The following is a 20,919-nucleotide window of genomic DNA, read 5'->3' as shown; positions in this document are numbered from 1 at the left end:
GGAGGACGACGTGCGTGACGCGGAGATCCTGGTCGGCTACGACGGCTCCACCGACGCCTCGGTGGCCCTGAACTGGGCGCTTGAGGAGGCCGAGCACAGCGGCCAACCGGTGCGGCTGGCGTACGTCTTCGAGTGGCTGACAGTGGCCAGTTGGGTCGGTCCGGGCGTGGCGCCCGGTATCTGGCCGGACGACACCGCACGGCGACAGGTCGACGACCTGGTCCACAAGGCCGCGGCGGACGCCACGGCACAGCATCCCGGGCTGACAGTCACCGGCCAGGTGTACGACGGCCCGCCCGCGCTGGTGTTGCAGGAACGCTCGGCCGACGCCGGACTGCTGGTGCTCGGCAGCCGTGGCCACGGCGGGTTCGGTGGGCTGCTGGCCGGGTCGACGGCGGTGGCGGTCGCCGCGCACGCGCGGTGCCCCGTCGTGGTGGTCCGCGACGGGACCGCCGGCGGGTCGGACGGGCCGGTAGCGGTCGGCGTGGACGGCTCGGAGCAGTCGCTCGTGGCGCTCGGCTTCGCGGCCGAACGGGCAGCGCAGCGGCGGGTGCCGCTGCGCGTGCTGCACGCCTGGACCGAGGGGCCGGGCGCGGCTGCCGGCGTGTCGGGCGAGCAGGCCGCCGTCGAGCAGGCAGTGGAGCCGTGGCGGCGCACATTTCCCGAACTGGCCATCACCGTCGACCTGGTCCCGGGCAGCCCGGCGGCGATGATGATCGAGGCGAGCCGCACCGCGCGGCTCGTGGTGGTGGGCAGCCGGGGTCGGGGCGGGCTCGCCGGGATGCTGCTCGGCTCGGTCAGCCAACAGCTCATCCAGCACTCGGGCTGCCCTGTGGCTGTGGTCCGGGAACGCTGATCCCGCCCGGCCCGACGGTTCAGCGGGGCTCGGGCTGCGGGTCGGACGGGTCGAGCGAGAAGAACTCCTCCTCTTCCTGGGCCAGGTGCAGCCGCAGCAGCGCGTCCAACCCGTAGAGGGTGGCCAGCAGGTCGGGCACCTGGTCCGGGCGCAGCCGGTCGCCAGTGGTCTGGGCGAGCTGCGCCCCGAGCAGGTCGACCTGTCGGCGGATCTCCACGTGCGCACGGCTCATCGTGGCGGTCGCCGCACCGCTGCCCAGCGGGCCCGCCAACGCCGGATACAACTGCTGCTCCTCGGCCGCCTCGTGCGGCAACACCTCGTCGGTGAGCCGGCGGTGCGTCTCCCGTACCGCCGGCAGGCACCTCGGCGAGGCCGGGTCGGTGGCGACCAGGTCGGCGGTGTCGCGCAGGCCGGCCAGCACGTCGCGGACCCCCTGGTGCTCCGTGGCGAAGCGGCCGAGCAGTTCCCGGGTCCGCTGTGGGACGTCCCGGTGCCGCAGGCCGCCGCGAAGGGCCCGCAGTGCGTTGAGGATGACAAGCACGTCGATGCCCTCCTGGAGGAACGCGCCAGCCACCGGAGGCAGCCGCCCGATGGCCGCCGCGATCATCGCCAGCACCGCCAACCCCATCCCGACGGTGGCGCTCTGCACGGCGATCCGGCGGGCGTACCGGGCGATCTCCACGGCGTCGGCGAGCCGGTCCAGCCGGTCCACGGTGAGCACCGCGTCGGCCACGTCCGCCGAGGCGCTCGCGCCGGTCGCGCCCATCGCCACGCCCACGTGCGCCTGGGCGAGCGCCGGCGCGTCGTTCACCCCGTCACCGACCATCACGGTGACCGCCCGTTCGGCCTCGGTACGGACGCGGGCCACCTTCTCCTGCGGCGTACAGCGGGCGAGCATGTCGTCCACCCCGACCGCCTCGGCGACCTGGGCGGCGGTGGCCGGCCGGTCACCGGTGACCATCACGATGCGCCGCAGCCCCGCCGCGCGCAGCCGGCGTACGGTCCGGCGGGCGTCGGGGCGTACCGGGTCCTCCAGCAGGATCGCGCCGAGCGGGCCGTCGTCGTCGCTGACCCACACCGTGGACCAGCCGGTCAGTTCGGTACGGGCCCGCGTCCGGTCCGCCCAGTCGGGCAGCTCGCCGCTGAACTGCCCCACCCGGATCAGCCGCCCGTCGACCCGGCCGCTGACCCCCACGCCCGGCTCCTCGGTCACCTCGGTCGGCTCGGTCAACCGCAGCCCCCGCTCAGCGGCCTGCCGCACCAGCGCGGCGGCCAGCACGTGCGGGGAGAGCTGCTCGACGGAGGCGGCCAGCCGCAGCACCTCGTCCCGGTCGCCGCCCGGCGCTGCCACCGTCTCGGCGGCGCGCGGACGCCCCGCCGTCAGCGTGCCGGTCTTGTCCACGAGCAGGGTCTGTGCCCGGCCGAGCAGCTCCAGCGCGCCACCGTCGCGGACCAGCACCCCCCGGCGGGCCACCCGGGACAGCCCGGACACGATCGCGATCGGGGTGGCCAGCAGCAGCGGGCAGGGGGTGGCCACCACCAACACCGCCACCGCCCGGACCACCTCGCCGGAGAGCAGCCACGCCAAGCCGGCCAGCACCAGCGTGAACGGCACGAACGCGGCGGCGTAGCGGTCGGCCAGCCGGACCGTCGGGGCCTTGCGGGCGGTCGCCTCCTGCGCCAGCCGGACGATCCCGGCGTAGGTGCTCTCCGCAGCGCTCTTCGTGGCCCGCATGCTGAACCCGGCGCCGGCGTTGACCACACCGCTTGCCACCTGTTCGCCGGCAGCCCGCTGGACCAGCCGCGCCTCCCCGGTCACCACCGACTCGTCGAGCGTGACCGGCTCGTCGACGGTCCCGTCGACAGGCACCACGTCACCAGGGCCGACAAGCAACCGGTCCTGCACCGCCACCTGGTCCAGCGGCACCACCTCGATCGCGCCGTCCGGCCCTCTGCGACGCGCGGTACGCGGAGCGCGTTCCAGCAGTGCCCGCAGGTCGCGGGTGGCCCGGCGCTGCGCGTACGCCTCCAACGACCGTCCGGTCGCCACCATCACCGCGATCACCGCACCGGCCAGATACTCCCCGACCCCGAGCGCCCCGGCCAGGGCCAGAACGGCTATCACGTCCACGCCGAAGTGCCGGTGCCACAGCGCCCGCAGCATCGACCAGAGCGCGGGCAGCAGCGCGGCCACCGTGACGGCGGCCCAGACCACGTCGGCCGCGCCGACCCGGCCGACGAGCCGCAACAGGGCACCCACGAGCACCGCGACGGTGAGCCCGACCAGCGGCGCCCACGCCCACCAGCGGCGGATGCGGCGTCGGGCCGGCTGTTCCGGCACGCATCCGGTCGACTCCGCGCTCACCTTCGCATCGTCGCAGGCCAGGGCCGCCACGGGCCGGGCACTGGACTTTTCGCAAGCCCGACGCGGGCAATCCGGATGCCGTCGGGGCCACCTGACGACCCGACAGGGTCGGGACCTGCGGCCCGTGCGGGACGCCGGCGCATGTCACAGGATGGGGCGGCGAGCCACGCGGGTACCGGGTGGTGAGGCACGATGGTAGGAGACGAAAGGTCGTGAGAATGAGTCAGGAACGTCAGCTGACCACCGCACTCGCGGAGGCCGCCGCGACCGCCGGGCACGCGCCCTCGGTGCACAACACGCAGCCGTGGCGGTGGCGGGTGCTGCCCGAGGCGCTGGAGCTGCGTACGGTCCCGGACCGGCGACTCTCGGCGACCGACCCGGAGGGCCGGCTGCTAGCGATCAGCTGCGGCGCCGCCCTGCAACACGCCCGGGTGGCACTCGCCGCAGAGGGCTGGCGCGCTGTGGTGCAGCGGATGCCCGACCCGGGCGACCCCGAGCTGCTGGCCCGGCTGACCGACCTGAGCCGCACCACCGCCGATCCGGACGCCATGCGGATGGTGCAGTGCATGTCGGTGCGGCACACCGATCGGCGACCGGTGAGCGACGAGCCGGTGCCGACGGCCGCGATCGGGGAGATCACCCGCGCGGTCACCGCCGAGGGCTGCCGGCTGCAGATCCTCAACCAGGACCAGGTGCTGGAGTTGGCGGCCACCGCCGGGCGCGCCGACACGGTCGAGGCCGAGGACCAGGAGCTGCGCGCCGAGCTGGCGTACTGGACCAGCCAGGCCGGCAGCGGCACCGGTCTGCCGCCCGAGGTGCTGCCCGACCAGCCGCCGCAGACCACGGTGCCGGGCCGCGACTTCGGCCGCCCCGGCAGCCTGCCCGTCGGCCCCGGCCACGACCGGGCGGCGGCGTACGCGCTGCTGCACGGCGACGAGGACGAGCCGGACAGCTGGCTGCGTGCCGGTGAGGCGCTCTCCGCAGCCTGGCTGACGGCCACCCGACTGGGCGTGTCGGTGGTGCCGCTCAGCGCTGTGGTGGAGGTTCCGGCCACCCGGCAGACCCTGCGTCAGATGCTCGCCGGGATCGGTTACCCGTACATCGTGCTGCGATTGGGAATCGCCGACCCGGCGGTGGCCGGCCCGCCGCACACACCGCGGTTGCCCGCCGACCAGGTGGTCGACACCTCAGCGGTGCGCGACGAGCTGGGCTGAGGCACGCGACAGCGGCGCCGCCCACGGCCGTATGATCTTCGGGTGACCAGCACCGACCCGCCGCACCGCCCGGAAGTTCCGGTGACGCCGTCGCTCGGGCTGAGCCCGCTGTCCCGGGTACGCCTCGACGAGCTGCTCCAGGAGATGCTGGACCGCGTCGGCGAGGTGATGACCAGCCGGGAACGGCTGCGGGCGCTGCTGGACGCGGTGGTCGGCATCGGCACCAACCTGGACCTGCGCACCACCCTGCAACGGATCGTGCAGGCGGCCTGCGAGCTTGTCGGCGCCCGGTACGGCGCGCTGGGCGTGGTCGGCCCGGACCGGCTGCTGCACGACTTCATCGTGCACGGCATCACGCCGGAGCAGCACGCTCAGATCGGTGACCTGCCGCACGGGCGAGGTGTGCTCGGCCTGCTCATCGACGATCCCCGCCCGTTGCGGATGCCGGACATCACGCAGCACCCGCTGTCCTACGGCTTCCCGGCCAACCACCCGCCCATGCACACGTTCCTGGGCGTGCCGGTGCTCATCCGGGAGCAGGTGTTCGGCAACCTCTACCTGGCCGAGAAGAACGGCGGCGCGCAGTTCACCGACGACGACGAGGAAATCGTCGTCGCGCTCGCCGCCGCCGCCGGCGTGGCCATCGAGAACGCCCGCCTGTACGCCCTGGCGCACCGGCGGGAACGCTGGCTGGCCGCCACCGCCGAGATCACCACCGTGCTCCTCGGTGAGGTCCGCCGCACCGACGCGTTGACGCTTGTCGCCCGGCGGGCCCGGGAGGTCGCCGAGGCGGAGCTGGCGCTGGTGCTGCTGCACGACGCCGACACCGACCAGTTCACAGTGGAGGTGGTCGACGGCGCCGACGAGCAGGCCCGGGCGCTTGTCGGCACGGTCCTGCCGGCCGCCGACACCAGCTTCGGCACGGCGGTGGCCGAGGGCCGGCACGCCGAGGTCGACGACCTGGCGCACGCCGCGCCGTGGCCGGCGCTGCTGCACACCGGCCCAGCGACGATCTCGCCGCTGGCCACCGCCGAGACGCTGCACGGCGTGCTGATCGTGGCCCACCCGGCGGAGCGCGGCGGCGGCACCAGCAAGGAGGACGTGGCACTGCTGGGCAGCTTCGCCGGGCAGGCCGCACTGGCGATGGAACGGGCGCGCGGTCAGGAGGAGCGGGAGCTGCTGGTGGTCCTGGAGGACCGCGAGCGGATCGCCCGGGACCTGCACGACGTGGTGATCCAGCGGCTCTTCGCCACCGGCCTGCAATTGCAGAGCGCCGCACCGATGGGCCGCCCGGAGGTGGCCAACCGGATCAACGCGGCCGTCGACGATCTCGACGCCACCATCCGCGACATCCGCCGGACCATCTTCGAGCTGCGTACGCCGATGTCCGCCGCGCTGCGCACCGAGATCCGCGAGGCGGTCGAGGCCGCCGCCGAGTCACTGGGCCACCGACCGCGCCTGGATCTGACCGGGCCTGTGGACAGCGCCGTCCCGGACGCCATCCGCCCGGACCTCATCGCCGTGCTGCGCGAGGCGCTGTCGAACGCGGTCCGCCACGCGCAGGCCACCCAGGTGGCCGTCGCCGTCCGCGTCGCCGACGGCCAGGTCTCCGTCACGGTCACCGACAACGGGGTGGGCTGCGACCCGGCCGTCGCCCGGGGTGGGCTTGTCAACCTGCGGGAACGGGCTGACCGCCTCGGCGGCTCCTTCACGATCCGCCCGGTCAATCCGCACGGCACCGAGGTGTGCTGGTCGGTGCCGCTGCGCGACTGACCCGCGCCGAAGGTGTGCTCGTCAGCCCAGCGGCACCGGACGGGTCAGGGCGTCTTGCCGAGCAGGCGGGTGGCCAGCACTGCCGCCTGGGTGCGGCGCTCCAGACCCAGCTTTGCCAACACGCTTGACACGTAGTTCTTCACAGTCTTCTCCGCCAGGAACATCTTTCCGGCGATCTCCCGGTTGGTGAGCCCCTGCGCCACGTACTCCAGGATCCGCCGCTCCTGCTCGGTGAGCGACTTCAGCTCGCGGGGCTCCTCGACGCCGTTGCGGATGCGCTCCAGCACCCGGGTCGTGATCGCCGGGTCGAGCAGCGACTGCCCGGCCGCCACCCGGCGTACGGCGTCGACCAGGTCGGTGCCGCGGATCTGCTTGAGCACGTATCCGGCCGCGCCCGCCATGATCGCCGCGAACAGCGCCTCGTCGTCCTCGTACGAGGTGAGGATGAGGCCCTTGATGGACGAGTCGACGGCGCGGATGTCCCGGCACACGTCGATGCCGTTGCCGTCGGGCAGGCGGGCGTCGAGGATCGCCACGTCGGGCCGCAACGCCGGAATGCGGCGGGCCGCCTCCTGCGCGGAGCCGGACTCGCCGACAACCTCGATGTCGCCGCTGCTCTGGAGCAGGTCGGCCAGGCCACGACGGACGACCTCATGGTCGTCGAGGAGGAACACGCGGATCATCCCTCGTTTCTACAGGCGCCGAGGGCCGGCTGCACGGGCCGAAGGTCCCGACCCGCCGTAACACGTTAGTGCGGCGCGTCCGAAAGCCCGGCAGGGTCGGTCGGGCCCACCGGATCGGGACGTAAGGCCCTGCTCAGCGGGCACCCCACCGACGGACCGTAGAGACGTCACCGGTCACGGCGTTTCCTCGCCGTCGGCCCACCGGGAAGGGAGCATCGCCATGGACGTCGGCTACACAGCGGACCAGCTACGGGCCGCCGCCGTGGACGCGGTTCGGGCACCGTCGTTGCACAACACCCAGCCGTGGCGGCTGCGGCTGCGCGACGGCGGCATCGAGGTGCTCGCCGACCCGGCCCGCCGGCTGCCGGCTACCGACCCGAGCGGGTGGGGTGTCCGGATCGCCTGCGGCGCGGCGCTGTTCAACCTGCGGATGGCACTTGCCGTCGCCGGTACGCCGGCCCAGGTGCGGTTGCGCCCCGACCCCGCCGAACCGGACCTGCTGGCCCGGCTGGTGCCCGACGTTCCGCGCCGCCCCACCCCCGCCGAGCAGAGCCTGCACTCTGCCATCCCCCGCCGGTTCAGCAACCGGTTGCCGTTCTGGCCGGACCCGGTGCCTGCCGACGTCCGGTGGCGCCTCGGCGAGGCGGCCCGCGCCGAGCAGGGCTGGTTGGAGCTGGTGATCGGGGTGAGCGCGGTGGCCGCCTTCGGTGAGATCGCCCGCAGCGCGCACCGGGTGCTGGAGCGCGACCCCGCCTACCTTGCCGAACGCGAGGCGTGGCTGCGCCGGGAGCCCGCGCCGGACGGCGTGCCCGTCCGGGCCGGCGGCCCGCAGGGCGAGCCGCAGGACGTACTGCCGACGCGCGGCTTCGGCGGCCGGGACCGGGCACCTGGGCGGGACTTCGAGCCGGAACCCCTGGTGGGGGTGCTCGGCTCGGTCGGCAACACAGCAGTGGACCAGGTGATCGCGGGCCAGGCCATGCAGCGGTTGCTGCTCACCGCCACCGACGCCGGGCTCAGCGTGTCGATGCTGTCCCAGCCGATCGAGGTGCCCACCGCGCGGGAGCAGCTGCGGCTGTCGCTGGGGCGGTTCGGCACACCGCAGATGGTGCTGCGGATCGGGTACGGCCAGCCGGGTCGGCCCACTCCGCGTCGGAGCGTCGACGAGGTGCTGGACCTGCCTGTGGTGCAGGCCTGAGACCGGGCGCCGCCGGCCCAGCCGGTCAGGCGAGCAACGCCGCCTCCCGCGCCGCGTCCAGCCCCACCGCAACCCGGGCCGGGCGGCCGGCGCGGGGCGGCACCGACCCGACGGCGCGTAACCACCGCCAGGTGTCGGCGACCGTGTCGGCCACCGGGCGGCAGGTGAGCCCCGCCGCGTACGCCTTCTCCACGCCGCGCTCCTGCAACCACCGGAACTCGTGACCTGGCGGAATCCAGATCGGCAGGTCGTTCCAGGGGACCACACCGGCGGCCAGGATGGGCTCCGGGTCGGTCCACAGCAGTCGGGCGTCGGAGCCGGTCGCCGCGACGACCGACGCCAGTAGTTCGCCAATCGTGGTGTGCCCGGTACGACTGATGACGTTGAACGCGCCACCGACCCCTTCGGCGGCCCGGTCGAGCGTCCAACCGGCCAGGTCCCGCACGTCGATGTACTGCACGGGCAGGTCCGCCGGGCCGGGCGCCAGCACGTCGCCGCCGCGGGCCACCCGTTGCAGCCACCACGGCAACCGGCCGATGTCCTCCCCTGGGCCGAGGATGAGCCCGGCGCGGACCAGCAGGGCACGCTCGCCGTAGACCTCCGTCGCGGCCAACTCCCCACCCGCCTTGCATTGCGCGTAGTCGCCGTCGGTGGCGTCGGCGGAGGCATCCACAGTGGGTGCCTCCTCGCCTGCCTGGACCGGCGGGGGCGCCACGTACACCGATCCGCTGGAGATGTAGGTGTAGTGCCCGACCCTGCCGGCCAGCGCGCGGGCCGCGTCCCGCACCTCGCGCGGAGCGCCGTCCCAGGTGTCGACAACCAGATCCCACTCGCCGCCCGCCAGAGCCGCGAGGCCGTCCGGCGCGGTCCGGTCACCCCGCAACCGGTGTACGCCGGGAGGAACCGTGCCGTGCACACCCCTGTTGAACACCGTCACCGACCAGCCGCGACCGGCCGCCTCGGCGACCGTCGCCCCGCCCACGAAACCCGTACCGCCCAGCATCAGCAGCCTCATCCGCCCCACCCTTCCGGCAAGGGGCGGCAAACCGGTAGCGGATCTGCCCGTGGCAGAACCCTCGGGTGTGCGGCCGCCCCGGCGGGGTCGACGGCAGCACCGCCCGGCCGGGGTCATCCAGCCGGGCGGCGTGTGGACTGTCGACTCAGGGTCAACGGCTCGTCGAGCGCGCCACCTTGTCGATCAGGTTCGCCACGGCCTGCGGCCGGGACACCGTGACGGCGTGCGACGCCTTGATCTCCACGGTGTGCGCGCCCGCCCGCTTGGCCATGTAGCGCTGGGCCTTCACCGGGATGGCAAGGTCGTCGATGGCGATCATGTTCCACGACGGGATGCTGGTCCAGGCGGCCTTCGTCGCCTTACCGTTCAACGCCGCCGCGGTGACCGGCCGCTGGGTGGCTGCCATCACGTCCGCGATGTCCCGCGGAACGTCGCCGGCGAAGACCGCGCCGAACTTCCGCTGCTGGACGTAGAGGTCGGTGCCGGAGCCGCCACCGGACGTCGGGAAGGGCACCTCGTCCAGTGAAACCGCCAACTCGTTGCCGGGGAACATCCCGGACAGGTCGGACGTGCTCTCGCCGGGCTTCAGCATGAAGCTGGCAACGAAGACCAGTGCCTTGACGTCCCGGTCGCCCGCGACCGCCTCGCTGAGCACCGAGCCACCGTACGAGTGGCCGACCACCACCACCGGCCCGGAAACGCTGTCGACAACCGAACGCACGTACTCCGCGTCGCTCTGCAGATCACGCAGAGGGTTGGCGGGGGCGATCACCGGATAGCCGTCCCGCTTGAGGTGCTTGACGACGCCGTTCCAGCTGGAGGCGTCGGCGAACGCGCCGTGCACCAGCACGATCGTCGGCTTCTTCGCCGTCGGACGCTGCCCGGCCCCGCTTGCCGAACCGGCTACCAACGCGACCGCCACGACACCGGCGGTGGCCGCTGCCACGACCGCCCTCCGCCGCGCGGTCGGCAGAAGCTTGGACATCCGAAAACTGATCATCGGTAACACCCTCCAGGAAGGACCGAATACGCGAGTACCGTTCGGCCAGGTAGCAATCCCACCGTTGCGGCGGTGGATCGACCTTCGCAGCGCGCAGCCGACCGGGAATCAGTCATCCATCTCTGCGGATCACGCCGCTGGTGACCGTCGTATCTGCGTGGGTGGAGCGGTCTCCCACCACTTTGGGCGGTGTCGACACGGCCGGATGATCGTCATGCCAGGGCCGTCGAGGGGCGAGGTTAGGTCATTCAACCGATGCCACCCCGCTCACGCCGAACGGATGCGGGCGTCGCCGACGGACAAAGGGCCGGACCCGAAGGCCCAGCCCTTTGATCAGAAAGAATGTGGTGGGCGATACTGGGTTTGAACCAGTGACCTCTTCCGTGTCAAGGAAGCGCGCTCCCACTGCGCCAATCGCCCGTGGTGACCGCCTGCCTCAAGGAGCCAGGCCCTGAGAGGCGAATCGCGAGCGGACGACGGGATTCGAACCCGCGACCCTCACCTTGGCAAGGTGATGCGCTACCAGCTGCGCTACGTCCGCACGTCCCCGACAAGCGCCGGTGACAGTCGAACTCTACCCGATGCCAAGATCGCCCGGCGCGGCCCCCTCAAGCATTGGCGATTGCTCTGCTCAACCTCGGGGTACTGATGAACCTCGACAGCGCACCACACCCCCTTAAGGAGGCTGTCGTGGGTATCGGCACCAGCATCTTCCTGATCGCGCTCGGCGCGATCCTCACCTTCGCGCTCGACGCCAGCGTCGGCGGCATCGACCTCGACGTGGTCGGCTGGATCCTGATGGGCGCCGGCGTGCTCGGCCTCATCATGACCACGCTGATCTGGGGTCGTCGCCGTCAGGTGGTCACCACCGAGGAGCAGCCGGTGGAATACCGGCGGGTCGAGGAGCGGCGGGACGTCGCCCCTCCACTGTGAGGATCGCCCTGCGGGTCGGCCGCCTCGATCGAGACGGCCGACCCGTTCGCGCGTGATCCGGGCTCCGCGCTGCCCCGCGCAGGCCTCCCCGGCGGCGGGTTTGCGCAGGTGAACGCGTCGGGCGGGGCGCGCTACGATCGCGAGTCGTGGAAGCTCTCGACACTGTGCTGGCAGCGCATCGGGCGTACCTGCTCGGATGGAACGTCGGCGTGGTCGGCGGCGACGACCTCCCGACCTACCGCAGCGACGTGCCGCACGCGCCCCTCAACGGGGTGCTGCGCGTCGCGGGGCGCACACCGCGGGACGCGCTCGCCGAGGCCCGGGAGCGCCTGCACGGCGTACCCCGGATCTGGTGGGTCGGCCCAGACAGCAACGCCGGCACCGCCGACGGCCTGGTCTCCGTCGGCGCCACCGAGATCGCCCGCATGCCGATCATGACCACGCCGATCGCGGAGGCAGCCGATGCCGCGCCGCCGGCCGGGTTGCACATCACCGCAACCACCGACCTGGCGGCGTTCGTCTCGGCCTACGCCCGGGTGTCCGGAATCGCTCCGCACGACGTGCCGGCGACCATCGAGCGGGAGAAGGCGTTCGCCGGCGACGGCACGGTGATCAGACTGGCCGGCCGCCTCGACGACGGCCGGATCGTCGGGACGGCTGTCGCCTGGCTGAGCCACGGCCTGGCCATGCTCTACTTCGTGGGTACGCAGCCGGAGCAACGACGGCGGGGCATCGGCGCGGCCATGACCCGGGCCGCTCTCGACGTGGCCCGCGAGCGGGGCGCCCGCACCGCAGCCCTCACCTCGTCACCCATCGGCGAGCCGGTCTACCGCCGCCTCGGTTTCCGACAGGTGGCAGAGTTCCGGCTGCTGACGTTCTGAGCCGGTGCGGCTGGCGCAGCAGAAAGCCCGTTACCGGAAATCCGGTAACGGGCTGATCTGACTGCCTATCCATCCTGTGGGCGATACTGGGTTTGAACCAGTGACCTCTTCCGTGTCAAGGAAGCGCGCTCCCACTGCGCCAATCGCCCGTGCTTGTTACCGAGGTGGGGACGGGATTTGAACCCGCGTACACGGCTTTGCAGGCCGTTGCCTCGCCTCTCGGCCACCCCACCGAGGTTGCCCCCGTCATGCGTGGCGGCATCTCCGAGCGGACGACGGGATTCGAACCCGCGACCCTCACCTTGGCAAGGTGATGCGCTACCAGCTGCGCTACGTCCGCACGCCCCCGGACGTTCCCGGGTGACGGATGAGAACTTTAGCCGAGCCGTCGAACGACTGCCAACTCGGGGTCACCTCGGCGCGTCCTGCCGGTCGGCGGGCGAAGATGTGCTCGAACCGGTCATCACCGGCAGGCTTCCTAGGTGGCTGGTCTGGAAGCTCCTCGATCGTCACCCTCCGCACCTTCCGGCGTCAGACGGGCCGAGATCGCTGAGGCGCAGCTCAGCAACGGGCTCGGGGCATCGACAAGCGCCTGGGGCCTCGACGGACACCTCCCGAAGAACGACAAAAGACACGCTAAGTAAGTGTCCGGCTTCCGACTGCTACTGGGTGAATGGGACGGCGATGGTCACTGTTCGTGTTCGGATGGATGGGCTACGGTAACGGTCGTGACGAGACGTGCGGCCGAGATCCGCCTGGATGCCCTGCTGCGCACCGCGTGCGACGTGATCGTCGAGCGCGGTCTGGCCAACACCCGGACAGCCGACGTGGCGCAGGCCGCTGGCGTGAGCCAGGCGCTGGTTTTCTACCACTTCGCCACCAAGGAACGGCTGCTCGCGCAGGCGTTCGCGTACGCGGTCGAGCAGGATCTGGCTCGGCTTGACGCGGTGACCCGCTCGTCGGCCCCGCCGCTGACCAAGCTCCGCCGCATCCTGAAGCTCTACACCCCGGCCGGGCGGGCCACCTCCTGGTCGATGTGGATCGACGGCTGGTCCGAGTCGCTGCGTACACCCGAGATGGAGAAGGTCTCCCGCCGACTCGACCTGCGCTGGCGGCAGGACCTCGCAGCGGTGATCGCCGCCGGGGTGGCCGACGGCACCTTCGAGTGCGCCGACCCGGACGGGGCCGCCTGGCGGATCAGCGCGGTGATGGACGGCCTCGCCGTGCAGCTCGCCGTGCACGAGCGGGTGATCTCCCGGCGGCAGTTCGGCGAGTGGGTCCGGCTGGTCACCGCCCGGGAGCTGGGCCTGGACCCGGTCGTGCTGGACTGAGCACGCCTGCTCCCCCACCCGGGCCAGCCAAAACGGCTCGGAGCGCCCCGTCGACCGGAACAATCGGCACCATGGATCTGCTGGAGGCGTACTGCCGGAGCCTGGCCGAGTTCGTCGACCGGGTGGACCAGGTCGGGCCCGGCCAGTGGTCCGACCCGACACCGTGCCCCGGCTGGGACGTCCGCGCGCTCGTCAACCACGTGGTGAGCGAGGACAGGTGGAGCGTCCCGCTGCTCGCCGGCCGCACCATCGACGAGGTCGGCGACCGGTTCGACGGCGACCAGCTCGGCGACGACCCGGCCACGGCGGCGCGGGAGGCGACAGCACAGGCGGAGATCGCCGCCACCCACCCCGGCACCATCGACCGAACCGTGCACCTCTCCAGTGGCGCGACCCCCGCCGCCGAGTACATCCAGCAGCTCCTCGCCGAGCACCTTGTGCACGGCTGGGACCTGGCGGTGGCGATCGGCGCCGAGCCTCGCCTGGAACCCGACGCGGTCAACGTGTGCGCCAGGTGGTTCGCCGGCCAGGTCGACACCTATCGGAGCAACAACCTGGTCCACGACGCGGTGCGGCTCTCCGCCGACGCCGACGAGCAGGACCGCCTGCTGGCCGCCTTCGGCCGCGACCCCGACTGGGTGCCGGCCGACTGAGCACGGCCCGCCGGCCGAGCACGGCCCGCTGAGCGCGTCGGCGGTCGGGCGTCGGTCGGGCGTCGAAACACCTCACGGTAAGCCCCGACCCGCGCAAATACCCGGCGCGTCGGCGGCCGGGCCTTGCCGCGCCCTCGACCGGCTGATATCCACAGATGCGCATGCGTCACCGCGCAACGCCGGCCGGCGGCCCGCCGGCCATTCCACTCCCACGAGGAGGTCCCGTGCCACGATCCCAGTGGTCACCCTCGATGAGCCGGCGTCGACGCCGGCTCATCGCCGTCCTGGCGGCGACGGCGACCGCCGCCGCGCTGCTGCCCACCGGCGCGAGCACCGCGGCCCCCACCAGCGCAGCGCCATCCGCCCAGCGGTCGTCCGGGCCGTTCGCCGAGGGCCACCAGAGCGCCGACGTCGACAACCGCGCCGGTACTGCCGCACCCGACGCCCGCCAACGCGGCCTGGCCCGCGCCGCCGACCCCGACGTGCGGTGGAACAAGCTCGGCACCCCGCAGGCGCTCGGCCCCGGCCACGCCCCACTCGCCACCGGCCTGCCCTCCGACCCGGAGGCCGCCGCCCGCGCGTACCTGGCCGCCAACCGCGACCTGTTCGGAATGGACGCCGCCACTGTCGCCGACCTGGAGCGGGTACTGGTCCGGCCGATCGGCACCGGTGCCGTGGTGACCCTCCGGCAGCGCTTCGGCGACCTACCGGCCGGGCCGGACGGCCTTGTCACCCTCGCGGTAAGCGCCGGATCGGTGCTCTCGGTCAGCTCGTCGCTGGCCCGCGACACGAGCGCGCCCGCGCCGGCCACCCGCAGCGCCGACCAGGCGTACGCCGCCGCGCTCGCCGACGCCAAGCTGACCGCCGACGCGGTGGCCAGTCACACGGTGCGCGAGGTGGCAGTGCCCACCCCGCTGGAAGGACCGCGAGCCGCCTACGAGGTGACGCTGATCGGCGCGGACGCCGATCACCCGGCGGCGTTCACCAGCTACGTGGACGGCATCACCGGCCAGGTGCTGGTCCGCGAGGATCTCGTCGACTACGACTCGGACAACCCGAGTTGGGCGGTCTTCCCGGCCACCCCGCCCCGCGATCTCGGCCCCGGACAGGACCCGCGGGTGCGCTGGTGCGGCGACCCGGCGCCCGGCTGCCAGTCGGCGTTCCGCGACCCCGCCACCGGTCAGCCGTGGGACGTCGACGCGGCCACCGGCACGCCCACCTTCACCTCGCGCGGCAACTCGGCGAACACAGTGCTCTCCTGGGGTGCGGGCACTCCGGCCGTCCCGGCGCCCACCAGCCCGGACCGCCGCTACGAGTACCCGTTCACCGACCAGTGGCACCAGGCGAAGTGCAACCCGGAGGTGTTCACCTCTGCCCAGCGCAACGACGCGGACGCGTCCATCGCCAACCTCTTCGCCATGCACAACCGGATGCACGACTGGTCGTACCAGTTGGGCTTCACCGAGTCGGCGTGGAACCTCCAGGCGGTGAACCTCACGCCGGACGGGCTGGGCGGTGACGCCGAGCAGGGCCGCGCGCAGCAGGGCGCGCTGACCGGCAACCGCAACAACGCCAACCAGGGCACCCCGCGCGACGGGCTGCCGCCGACCACGAACATGTATCTGTGGCAGCCGCAGGCCGGCGGCCCGTACCCGCCGTGCGTCGACGGCGACTACGACATGACGGTGATCGGCCACGAGTACACCCACGCGATCACCAACCGGATGATCGCCGGCCCGGACAGCGGGATCAGCGGTCACCAGGGCGGGGCCATGGGCGAGTCGTGGGGTGACCTGCTCGCCGCCGAGTACCTCTTCCAGCACGGGCTGCGCGCCCCCGGCGAGTCGCCGTTCGTCACCGGCGGGTACGTCACCGGCAACCTGGTCAGCGGCATCCGCAACTACGACCTGAGCCGCAGCCCGCTCAACTACTCCGACATCGGCTACAACACCGGCGGCCCGGCCGTGCACGCCGACGGGGAGATCTGGGGCGCCACGAACTTCCGGGTCCGGTCCGCGCTCGTCAAGCGGTACGGCCTCGGCACGCCGCAGCGACAGTTGGAGTGCGCGCTGGGGAAGGTCGCCGCCGACAAGTGCCCGGGCAACCGGCGCTGGTCGCAGCTGGTCTTCGACTCGTTCCTGCTCCAGGCCGCCAGCCAGGTCAGCATGCTCGACATGCGGGACAACATGCTCACCGCCGACCTGCTCCGCTTCGGCGGGGCGAACCAGGACCTGATCTGGGCCGAGTTCGCCCGCTCCGGAATGGGCCGGGACGCCGCGACCAACGGCGCCGCCGACACCGATCCGACGCCGAGCTTCGCCTCTCCGAGCGGCGGCAACGCCACACTCACCCTGCGTCCGCGCGGCGACAGCGCCGACGCGCCCATCCGGGTGTACGTCGGGGCGTACGAGGCGCGGGCCGTGCCGATCGCCGACACCGACCCGGCCACGCCCATCCCGGACACCGTGGAGATGGTGGCCGGCACGTACGACCTGGTCGCCGTCGCGCCCGGCTTCGGTCACCAGCGGCTCAGCGTGGTCGCCACTGCCGGCAAGCAGGGGTACGTCGACCTGCGGATGAGCCGCAACCTCGCGTCCACCGCGTCCGGCGCCACGATCAGCGGCGACGGGGTCAACCTGGACCGGATCGCCGACGACACCGAGGCGACGAACTGGGCCTCCCTGGACGGGGTGGCCGGCAAGCAGGTCACAGTGGCGCTGCCCGGGGACGCCCCGCAGGCGGTCAAGCGCGTCAACGTCAGCGCGATGTTGCGCCCCGCGATCGCCGGGGACGCCGACACCGGGAGTCAGAACGCGCTGAGCGCGCTGCGGTCGTTCGCGGTGTCGGCGTGCAACGCGAAGACCACCGACTGCGCGGATCCGGCGCGCTGGCAGCGGATCTACACGAGCGCTGACGACGCGTTCCCGGGTGGGGCGTACCGGGCGTACAGCCGGGACATCAACCTCCGGACGTTCGCCGTGCCCACCACGCTCGCCACGCACCTGCGGCTGGAGGTACTGGCCAGCCAGTGCACCGGCGGCCCGCACTACGCGGGTGAGCAGGACGACGACCCGGCCACGACGACGGACTGCGCGACCGCCAGCCCGGCCCGCGGCCAGGTCCGGATCGCCGAGTTCCAGGCGTTCTCGAAGTGACACCGTCGGGGCCGGCGGACCTCCGCCGGCCCCGACGCCCTCGGTTCAGTGGCGGGGAGCCGCCGCCGAAGATCCGCAGGTCAGCGGCGTAACGGTCGCCACCGGTCGGGCGGATTCGGCCGCTCCCAGAGTCGGTCCGCCGGCTGCTCGCCGGCTCCGGCGGGTGCGGCCCTGGTGAGGTGGCGCAGCCGCAGCAGCAGGCCCAACCCGAGCGAGAGCAGCAGGGCACCGAGCAGGAACGCTGCCTGCACCACGCCGAACCCGCCGGTCTGCGCGACAGGTCGGCCCGCGCCGGCGGCCGGTGGGGCGGCGTCGACCGGTTGCTCCACGACGGGCTCGTCGTCAGGGGTGCTGGCGTCGGCGGGTTCGCTCGCGGGATCGGTGGGCTCCGGCGGCGTCTCGGTGGGACGCGCCGACGGGCTGGGTGCCACCCCCACCACGGAACGGGTGGCCGTCTGCCGGGCCAACAGGCGCAGGTTCACGTCGTACGCCTCGGCGGCGAGGGTGACCCGGCCCCGGGTGACGTCCTCGGCGAAGGCCACCCGGTAACGGGCGGTGACGGTACGGCCCGGGCAGAGCGTGCCCGGGTCGAGTTGCCGGTCGGTGAGCCGGGCGACGTCCCCGTCGGTACGGATCTCCAGCGGGAATTCGCCGGTCTCCTCCACCCGGTCCATCTTCACCTGATCGAGCCGGATGCCCTGCACTCTCAGCACCATCGACCAGCGGACCTTGACGCAGCCGCCGCGCCGGTCGGTCCGCGAGACCACTGCGGAGAGCGTCCGTACCTGGTCGCCGGCGGTGAACTGGGCCGGCAGCCCACTCAACTCGGTGGCGAACGCCGCCTGCGCCGGAGCGGCCATGGCCAGCTCCACCCCGCTCAGACAGGCCAGCACCACCCCGACCTGTAGCGCCTTTCGCCACACCGTCACCACTGCCGCCCTCCGTTCGGTCGTCTCCACCACGCAACGCTAGGAGCGCGCGGTCGACCCGAACAGACGGGTGTGTTCGCACCGGGCGGCAGAGACAGTGCGTGTTATCACCGAACGTGGTGAACCGGTCACCCGGCCCCGCGACACGCCCGGCGGTCGGCCGCTGGGACAATCGCCAGCGTGTCCGAACTCTCCACGACCTTCGTCCGGCTGCACGCCCGGCTCGCCCCTGTGGCGTTCGTTCCCGAGGTGCGGCTGCACCAGGCGGACGAACCGATCGGCCTGTGGGAGCTGACCGAGGGTGAGTTCTCCACCGACCGGCCGCCACCGTTCTGGGCCTTCGCCTGGGCCGGCGGTCAGGCGCTCGCCCGTTACGTGACCGACCATCCGGAGCTGGTGGCCGGCCGCCGTGTGCTCGACCTCGCCTCCGGCTCCGGCCTGGTGGCCATCGCCGCCGCCCGGGCCGGCGCGGCGTCCGTGCGGGCCGTCGAGGTCGACGAGTTGGCGGTGGCGGCGGTCGCGCTCAACGCCAAGGCCAACGGGGTACGCGTCGACGCCGAGTTCGGCGACATCCTCGACGGCGACGCCGGTGACGCCGAGGTGGTGCTCGCCGGGGACGTCTTCTACAGCGAGGCGATGGCCCGGCGGGTGCTGCGGTTCCTGCTGCGCGCCGCCCGAGCCGGTGCCCCGGCGCTCGTCGGTGACCCCGGGCGGGCGTTCCTGCCCCGGGACCGTTTCGACGAGCTGGCGAGCTTCGACGTGCCGGTGACGGAGGCACTGGAGAGCGTGCGGGTGAAGCGCACCACCGTCTGGCAGCTGCGGGCCGGCCTGCCGGGGGCCGCCAGCTAGCGTGTCGGCGTGCTGTTCCGCAGCTGGGCGTCGGCGGTCGAGTCACCCTGGCCGGACGTCGCCTCGGTGGTCGACCACGTCGGCGTACGCCATCTGGTGGTGACCCGGCACGCGCTGGTCCGTCAGGTGCTTGCCGACCCGGCGACCTACCGGCCGGACAACGCGCTGGACGCGGTGACCCCAATGCCTGTGACAGCGCTGCGGGTGCTCGCCGGGCACCGGTTCCGGCTGCCGCCGACGCTCGCCAACAACTCCGGTGCCAGTCATCCGCAGATCCGGGCGATCGTCGCCGCCGCGTTGCACCCCACCCGGGTCGCGGCGCAGCGTCAGTGGCTCACCGCGCTGGTCCGCGACCGGGTCGCCCGGCTGACCGCCGCGCTGGACGGCGGGCAGCCCGTCGACCTGTACGCGGATCTCGCCGCCGACCTGCCGTTGCTGGTGCTGGCCCGGCTTGTCGAGTTGCCCGACACGCCGGTCGGCGCGGTCAAGGAGTTCGCCCGCGCCGCGCTGGAGCTGTTCTGGGCGCCGCTGGACGCCGACCGTCAGTTGGCGCTCGCCGCCGAGGTGGGCCGGTTCCACAGTGTGCTGCGCGACTTCGCGACCACCGGCGGCGGATTGGCCGCGGAACTGCGTACGGCCGGGCACCCGCCGGACGTGGTGGTCGGCGCGCTCTTCTTCCTGCTGGTCGCGGGCCAGGAGACCACGTCGCAGTTCCTCACCCTGCTGCTGCACCGGCTGGCCGGCGAACCCGCCGTGCGGGCCGGGCTGCGTAGCGGCGAGGTGGCGGTGGCCGACGTGGTGGAGGAAGGGCTGCGGCTGGAGCCGCCGATCGTGACCTGGCGCCGGGTGGCCACCACCGACGGGCTGCTGGCCGGGCAGCCGGTGCCGGCGGGCACGAGCCTGGTGCTGTGGTTGGCCCGCGCCGGCCGGGACCCGGCGGTCGTCGAGTCACCCGACGAGTTCCGCCCCGGCCAGCGCGGATCGCGCCGGCACCTGGCGTTCGGCGCCGGCGCGCACCGCTGCGTCGGGGACGTGCTGGCCCGGATGGAGGCGGCAGTCGTGGTGGCGGAGGCCGCGCCACTGCTCGACGGGGTGACGGTGATCCGCCCACCGTGGTGTCCGGACAATCTGACCTTCCGGATGCCCGACGCGTTCGTGATCCGGCGCGCTCCGGCTAACACCGGGCTCACCGAATCCTGATCAACTCGGTAGGTTTCCGGGCGTGTCAGCGACCCCTGCTCGCCGGATCCTCGCCGCCGTACCACTTCTGGCCCTGCTGGCGCTGAGTGCCTGCACAGCCGGCCCGGTGTTGCAGGCCCGGCGGGTCCCTACCGGCACGCCGACGTCGGCCGCCCCGCTCCCCACGCCGTCGGCCTCACCGTCCCCGACGCCCACCCCCGGAACCCTTGAGTGGTACGTGTCCCAGGTGCCGACCTTTCCCGAGGCGCCGCCGCCGCAGCCGGTGCAGCTCCCCCCGAACGGTCCGGCGCCGAACTGGCACCGCCTGCCCATCGACCAGAAGGTCGCCTTCATCACCATCGACGACGGTGGGCTGGCCCGGCCGCCCGCGGTGATCGACTTCATCTGGGAGGCGCGGATCCCGGTCACGATGTTCCTCAACTCACCAGCGGCACAGGAGCACACCGACTACTTCCGGCAGATCGAGGCGGTCGGCGGGATCATCGAGAACCACACCATCTCGCACACCTCCCTGGCCGGCCGGTCGTACGCGTACCAGCGGCAGGAGATCTGCGGCGCTGCCGACAAGCTGGAGTCGCTGTTCGGCAAGCGACCCACACTGTTCCGTGCCCCGTTCGGCAACCACGACGCCACCACGTTGCGGGCCGCACACGACTGCGGCGCGAAGGCCGTCCTGCACTGGTCCGAGACGGTTCACGAGGGAAAGGTGCGCTACCAGACGCCGGAGAAGGTCGTCCAGCCCGGCGACGTGCTGCTCATGCACTTCCGGCCGGCCCTCATGGACGACCTGCTGGCGGCGTTGAAGGCGATCCACCGGGCCGGGCTCACACCCGCGCTGCTTACCGACTACATCAGGTGATCGAGTCGTCGCCGACCTGACCAAAGTC

At 72.8% G+C, this 20,919-nt stretch carries 17 protein-coding genes and 5 tRNA genes; 12 read left to right on the top strand and 10 right to left on the bottom strand.

The features are described 5' to 3' along the window. The first annotated feature begins 10 nt into the window (after positions 1–10). A complete protein-coding gene (locus tag ACPXB1_RS14920; protein WP_355629118.1) occupies positions 11–856 on the top strand; it encodes a universal stress protein in 846 nt (281 codons plus the stop codon). A 19-nt stretch (positions 857–875) separates the two neighbouring features. On the opposite strand, the gene ACPXB1_RS14915 is transcribed toward ACPXB1_RS14920, so the two are convergent. Then, entirely contained in the window at positions 876–3,221 is a 2,346-nt protein-coding gene (locus ACPXB1_RS14915; protein ID WP_425735414.1) for a heavy metal translocating P-type ATPase, read from the bottom strand. Positions 3,222–3,439: 218 nt separating this feature from the next. On the opposite strand from ACPXB1_RS14915, the gene ACPXB1_RS14910 reads away from it, so the two are divergent. Both ACPXB1_RS14910 and ACPXB1_RS14905 read left to right on the top strand, forming a co-directional pair. After that, on the top strand, positions 3,440–4,435 hold the full coding sequence (locus tag ACPXB1_RS14910; RefSeq protein WP_425735413.1) for an Acg family FMN-binding oxidoreductase: 996 nt from the start codon (positions 3,440–3,442) through the stop codon (positions 4,433–4,435). Between the two features lie 99 nt (positions 4,436–4,534). Beyond that, the gene (locus ACPXB1_RS14905) at positions 4,535–6,208 is read left to right on the top strand and encodes a GAF domain-containing protein (RefSeq protein ID WP_425735486.1); all 1,674 of its coding nucleotides are present in this window, start codon (positions 4,535–4,537) and stop codon (positions 6,206–6,208) included. Positions 6,209–6,252: 44 nt separating this feature from the next. On the opposite strand, the gene ACPXB1_RS14900 is transcribed toward ACPXB1_RS14905, so the two are convergent. Next, a complete protein-coding gene (locus ACPXB1_RS14900; protein WP_355597112.1) occupies positions 6,253–6,891 on the bottom strand; it encodes a response regulator transcription factor in 639 nt (212 codons plus the stop codon). A gap of 220 nt (positions 6,892–7,111) precedes the next feature. On the opposite strand from ACPXB1_RS14900, the gene ACPXB1_RS14895 reads away from it, so the two are divergent. Continuing rightward, on the top strand, positions 7,112–8,086 hold the full coding sequence (locus ACPXB1_RS14895; RefSeq protein ID WP_355597114.1) for an Acg family FMN-binding oxidoreductase: 975 nt from the start codon (positions 7,112–7,114) through the stop codon (positions 8,084–8,086). Between the two features lie 25 nt (positions 8,087–8,111). On the opposite strand, the gene ACPXB1_RS14890 is transcribed toward ACPXB1_RS14895, so the two are convergent. From ACPXB1_RS14890 to ACPXB1_RS14875, 4 genes are all read right to left on the bottom strand, one after another. Then, complete coding sequence (locus tag ACPXB1_RS14890; protein ID WP_355629115.1) at positions 8,112–9,101, bottom strand: NAD-dependent epimerase/dehydratase family protein; 990 nt, start codon at positions 9,099–9,101, stop codon at positions 8,112–8,114. A gap of 151 nt (positions 9,102–9,252) precedes the next feature. Continuing rightward, a complete protein-coding gene (locus ACPXB1_RS14885; protein ID WP_355629112.1) occupies positions 9,253–10,101 on the bottom strand; it encodes an alpha/beta hydrolase in 849 nt (282 codons plus the stop codon). Positions 10,102–10,446: 345 nt separating this feature from the next. Then, positions 10,447–10,521: transfer RNA gene (locus tag ACPXB1_RS14880), tRNA-Val, on the bottom strand. A gap of 48 nt (positions 10,522–10,569) precedes the next feature. Beyond that, positions 10,570–10,642: transfer RNA gene (locus ACPXB1_RS14875), tRNA-Gly, on the bottom strand. 149 nt (positions 10,643–10,791) lie between these two features. On the opposite strand from ACPXB1_RS14875, the gene ACPXB1_RS14870 reads away from it, so the two are divergent. Continuing rightward, positions 10,792–11,034 carry a DUF6458 family protein gene (locus tag ACPXB1_RS14870; RefSeq protein ID WP_355597120.1) on the top strand — a complete coding sequence of 81 codons (243 nt, stop codon included), beginning with the start codon at positions 10,792–10,794 and terminating at the stop codon, positions 11,032–11,034. 146 nt (positions 11,035–11,180) lie between these two features. After that, complete coding sequence (locus ACPXB1_RS14865; protein ID WP_355597122.1) at positions 11,181–11,915, top strand: GNAT family N-acetyltransferase; 735 nt, start codon at positions 11,181–11,183, stop codon at positions 11,913–11,915. Positions 11,916–11,992: 77 nt separating this feature from the next. On the opposite strand, the gene ACPXB1_RS14860 is transcribed toward ACPXB1_RS14865, so the two are convergent. The 3 genes from ACPXB1_RS14860 to ACPXB1_RS14850 form a co-directional block, all read right to left on the bottom strand. Next, positions 11,993–12,064: transfer RNA gene (locus tag ACPXB1_RS14860), tRNA-Val, on the bottom strand. 13 nt (positions 12,065–12,077) lie between these two features. Beyond that, positions 12,078–12,148: transfer RNA gene (locus ACPXB1_RS14855), tRNA-Cys, on the bottom strand. 34 nt (positions 12,149–12,182) lie between these two features. Further along, positions 12,183–12,255, bottom strand: a tRNA-Gly gene (locus ACPXB1_RS14850). 388 nt (positions 12,256–12,643) lie between these two features. Between ACPXB1_RS14850 and ACPXB1_RS14845 the strand changes: the two genes are divergently transcribed. From ACPXB1_RS14845 to ACPXB1_RS14835, 3 genes are all read left to right on the top strand, one after another. After that, positions 12,644–13,246: a TetR/AcrR family transcriptional regulator gene (locus tag ACPXB1_RS14845; protein ID WP_355597124.1), complete on the top strand. Its 603-nt coding sequence runs from the start codon at positions 12,644–12,646 to the stop codon at positions 13,244–13,246. 71 nt (positions 13,247–13,317) lie between these two features. Beyond that, on the top strand, positions 13,318–13,899 hold the full coding sequence (locus ACPXB1_RS14840; protein ID WP_355597126.1) for a TIGR03086 family metal-binding protein: 582 nt from the start codon (positions 13,318–13,320) through the stop codon (positions 13,897–13,899). Positions 13,900–14,123: 224 nt separating this feature from the next. Next, positions 14,124–17,054 carry a M36 family metallopeptidase gene (locus tag ACPXB1_RS14835; protein WP_355597128.1) on the top strand — a complete coding sequence of 977 codons (2,931 nt, stop codon included), beginning with the start codon at positions 14,124–14,126 and terminating at the stop codon, positions 17,052–17,054. 80 nt (positions 17,055–17,134) lie between these two features. On the opposite strand, the gene ACPXB1_RS14830 is transcribed toward ACPXB1_RS14835, so the two are convergent. Then, on the bottom strand, positions 17,135–18,013 hold the full coding sequence (locus tag ACPXB1_RS14830) for a hypothetical protein (RefSeq protein WP_231639976.1): 879 nt from the start codon (positions 18,011–18,013) through the stop codon (positions 17,135–17,137). 150 nt (positions 18,014–18,163) lie between these two features. Between ACPXB1_RS14830 and ACPXB1_RS14825 the strand changes: the two genes are divergently transcribed. The 3 genes from ACPXB1_RS14825 to ACPXB1_RS14815 are packed head-to-tail and all read left to right on the top strand — an operon-like array spanning position 18,164 to position 20,891. Further along, the gene (locus ACPXB1_RS14825; protein WP_355597130.1) at positions 18,164–18,832 is read left to right on the top strand and encodes a class I SAM-dependent methyltransferase; all 669 of its coding nucleotides are present in this window, start codon (positions 18,164–18,166) and stop codon (positions 18,830–18,832) included. A gap of 9 nt (positions 18,833–18,841) precedes the next feature. Further along, positions 18,842–20,032 (top strand): cytochrome P450, encoded by a 1,191-nt coding sequence (locus ACPXB1_RS14820; protein WP_425735412.1) that lies wholly within the window; start codon positions 18,842–18,844, stop codon positions 20,030–20,032. Between the two features lie 22 nt (positions 20,033–20,054). Continuing rightward, complete coding sequence (locus ACPXB1_RS14815) at positions 20,055–20,891, top strand: polysaccharide deacetylase family protein (RefSeq protein ID WP_355597132.1); 837 nt, start codon at positions 20,055–20,057, stop codon at positions 20,889–20,891. Positions 20,892–20,919 lie beyond the last annotated feature (28 nt).

It is taken from the genome of Micromonospora sp. DT68 (genome assembly GCF_049847245.1).
Lineage (GTDB): Bacteria > Actinomycetota > Actinomycetes > Mycobacteriales > Micromonosporaceae > Micromonospora > Micromonospora profundi.
This window is presented reverse-complemented; position numbering and strand designations above follow the sequence as displayed.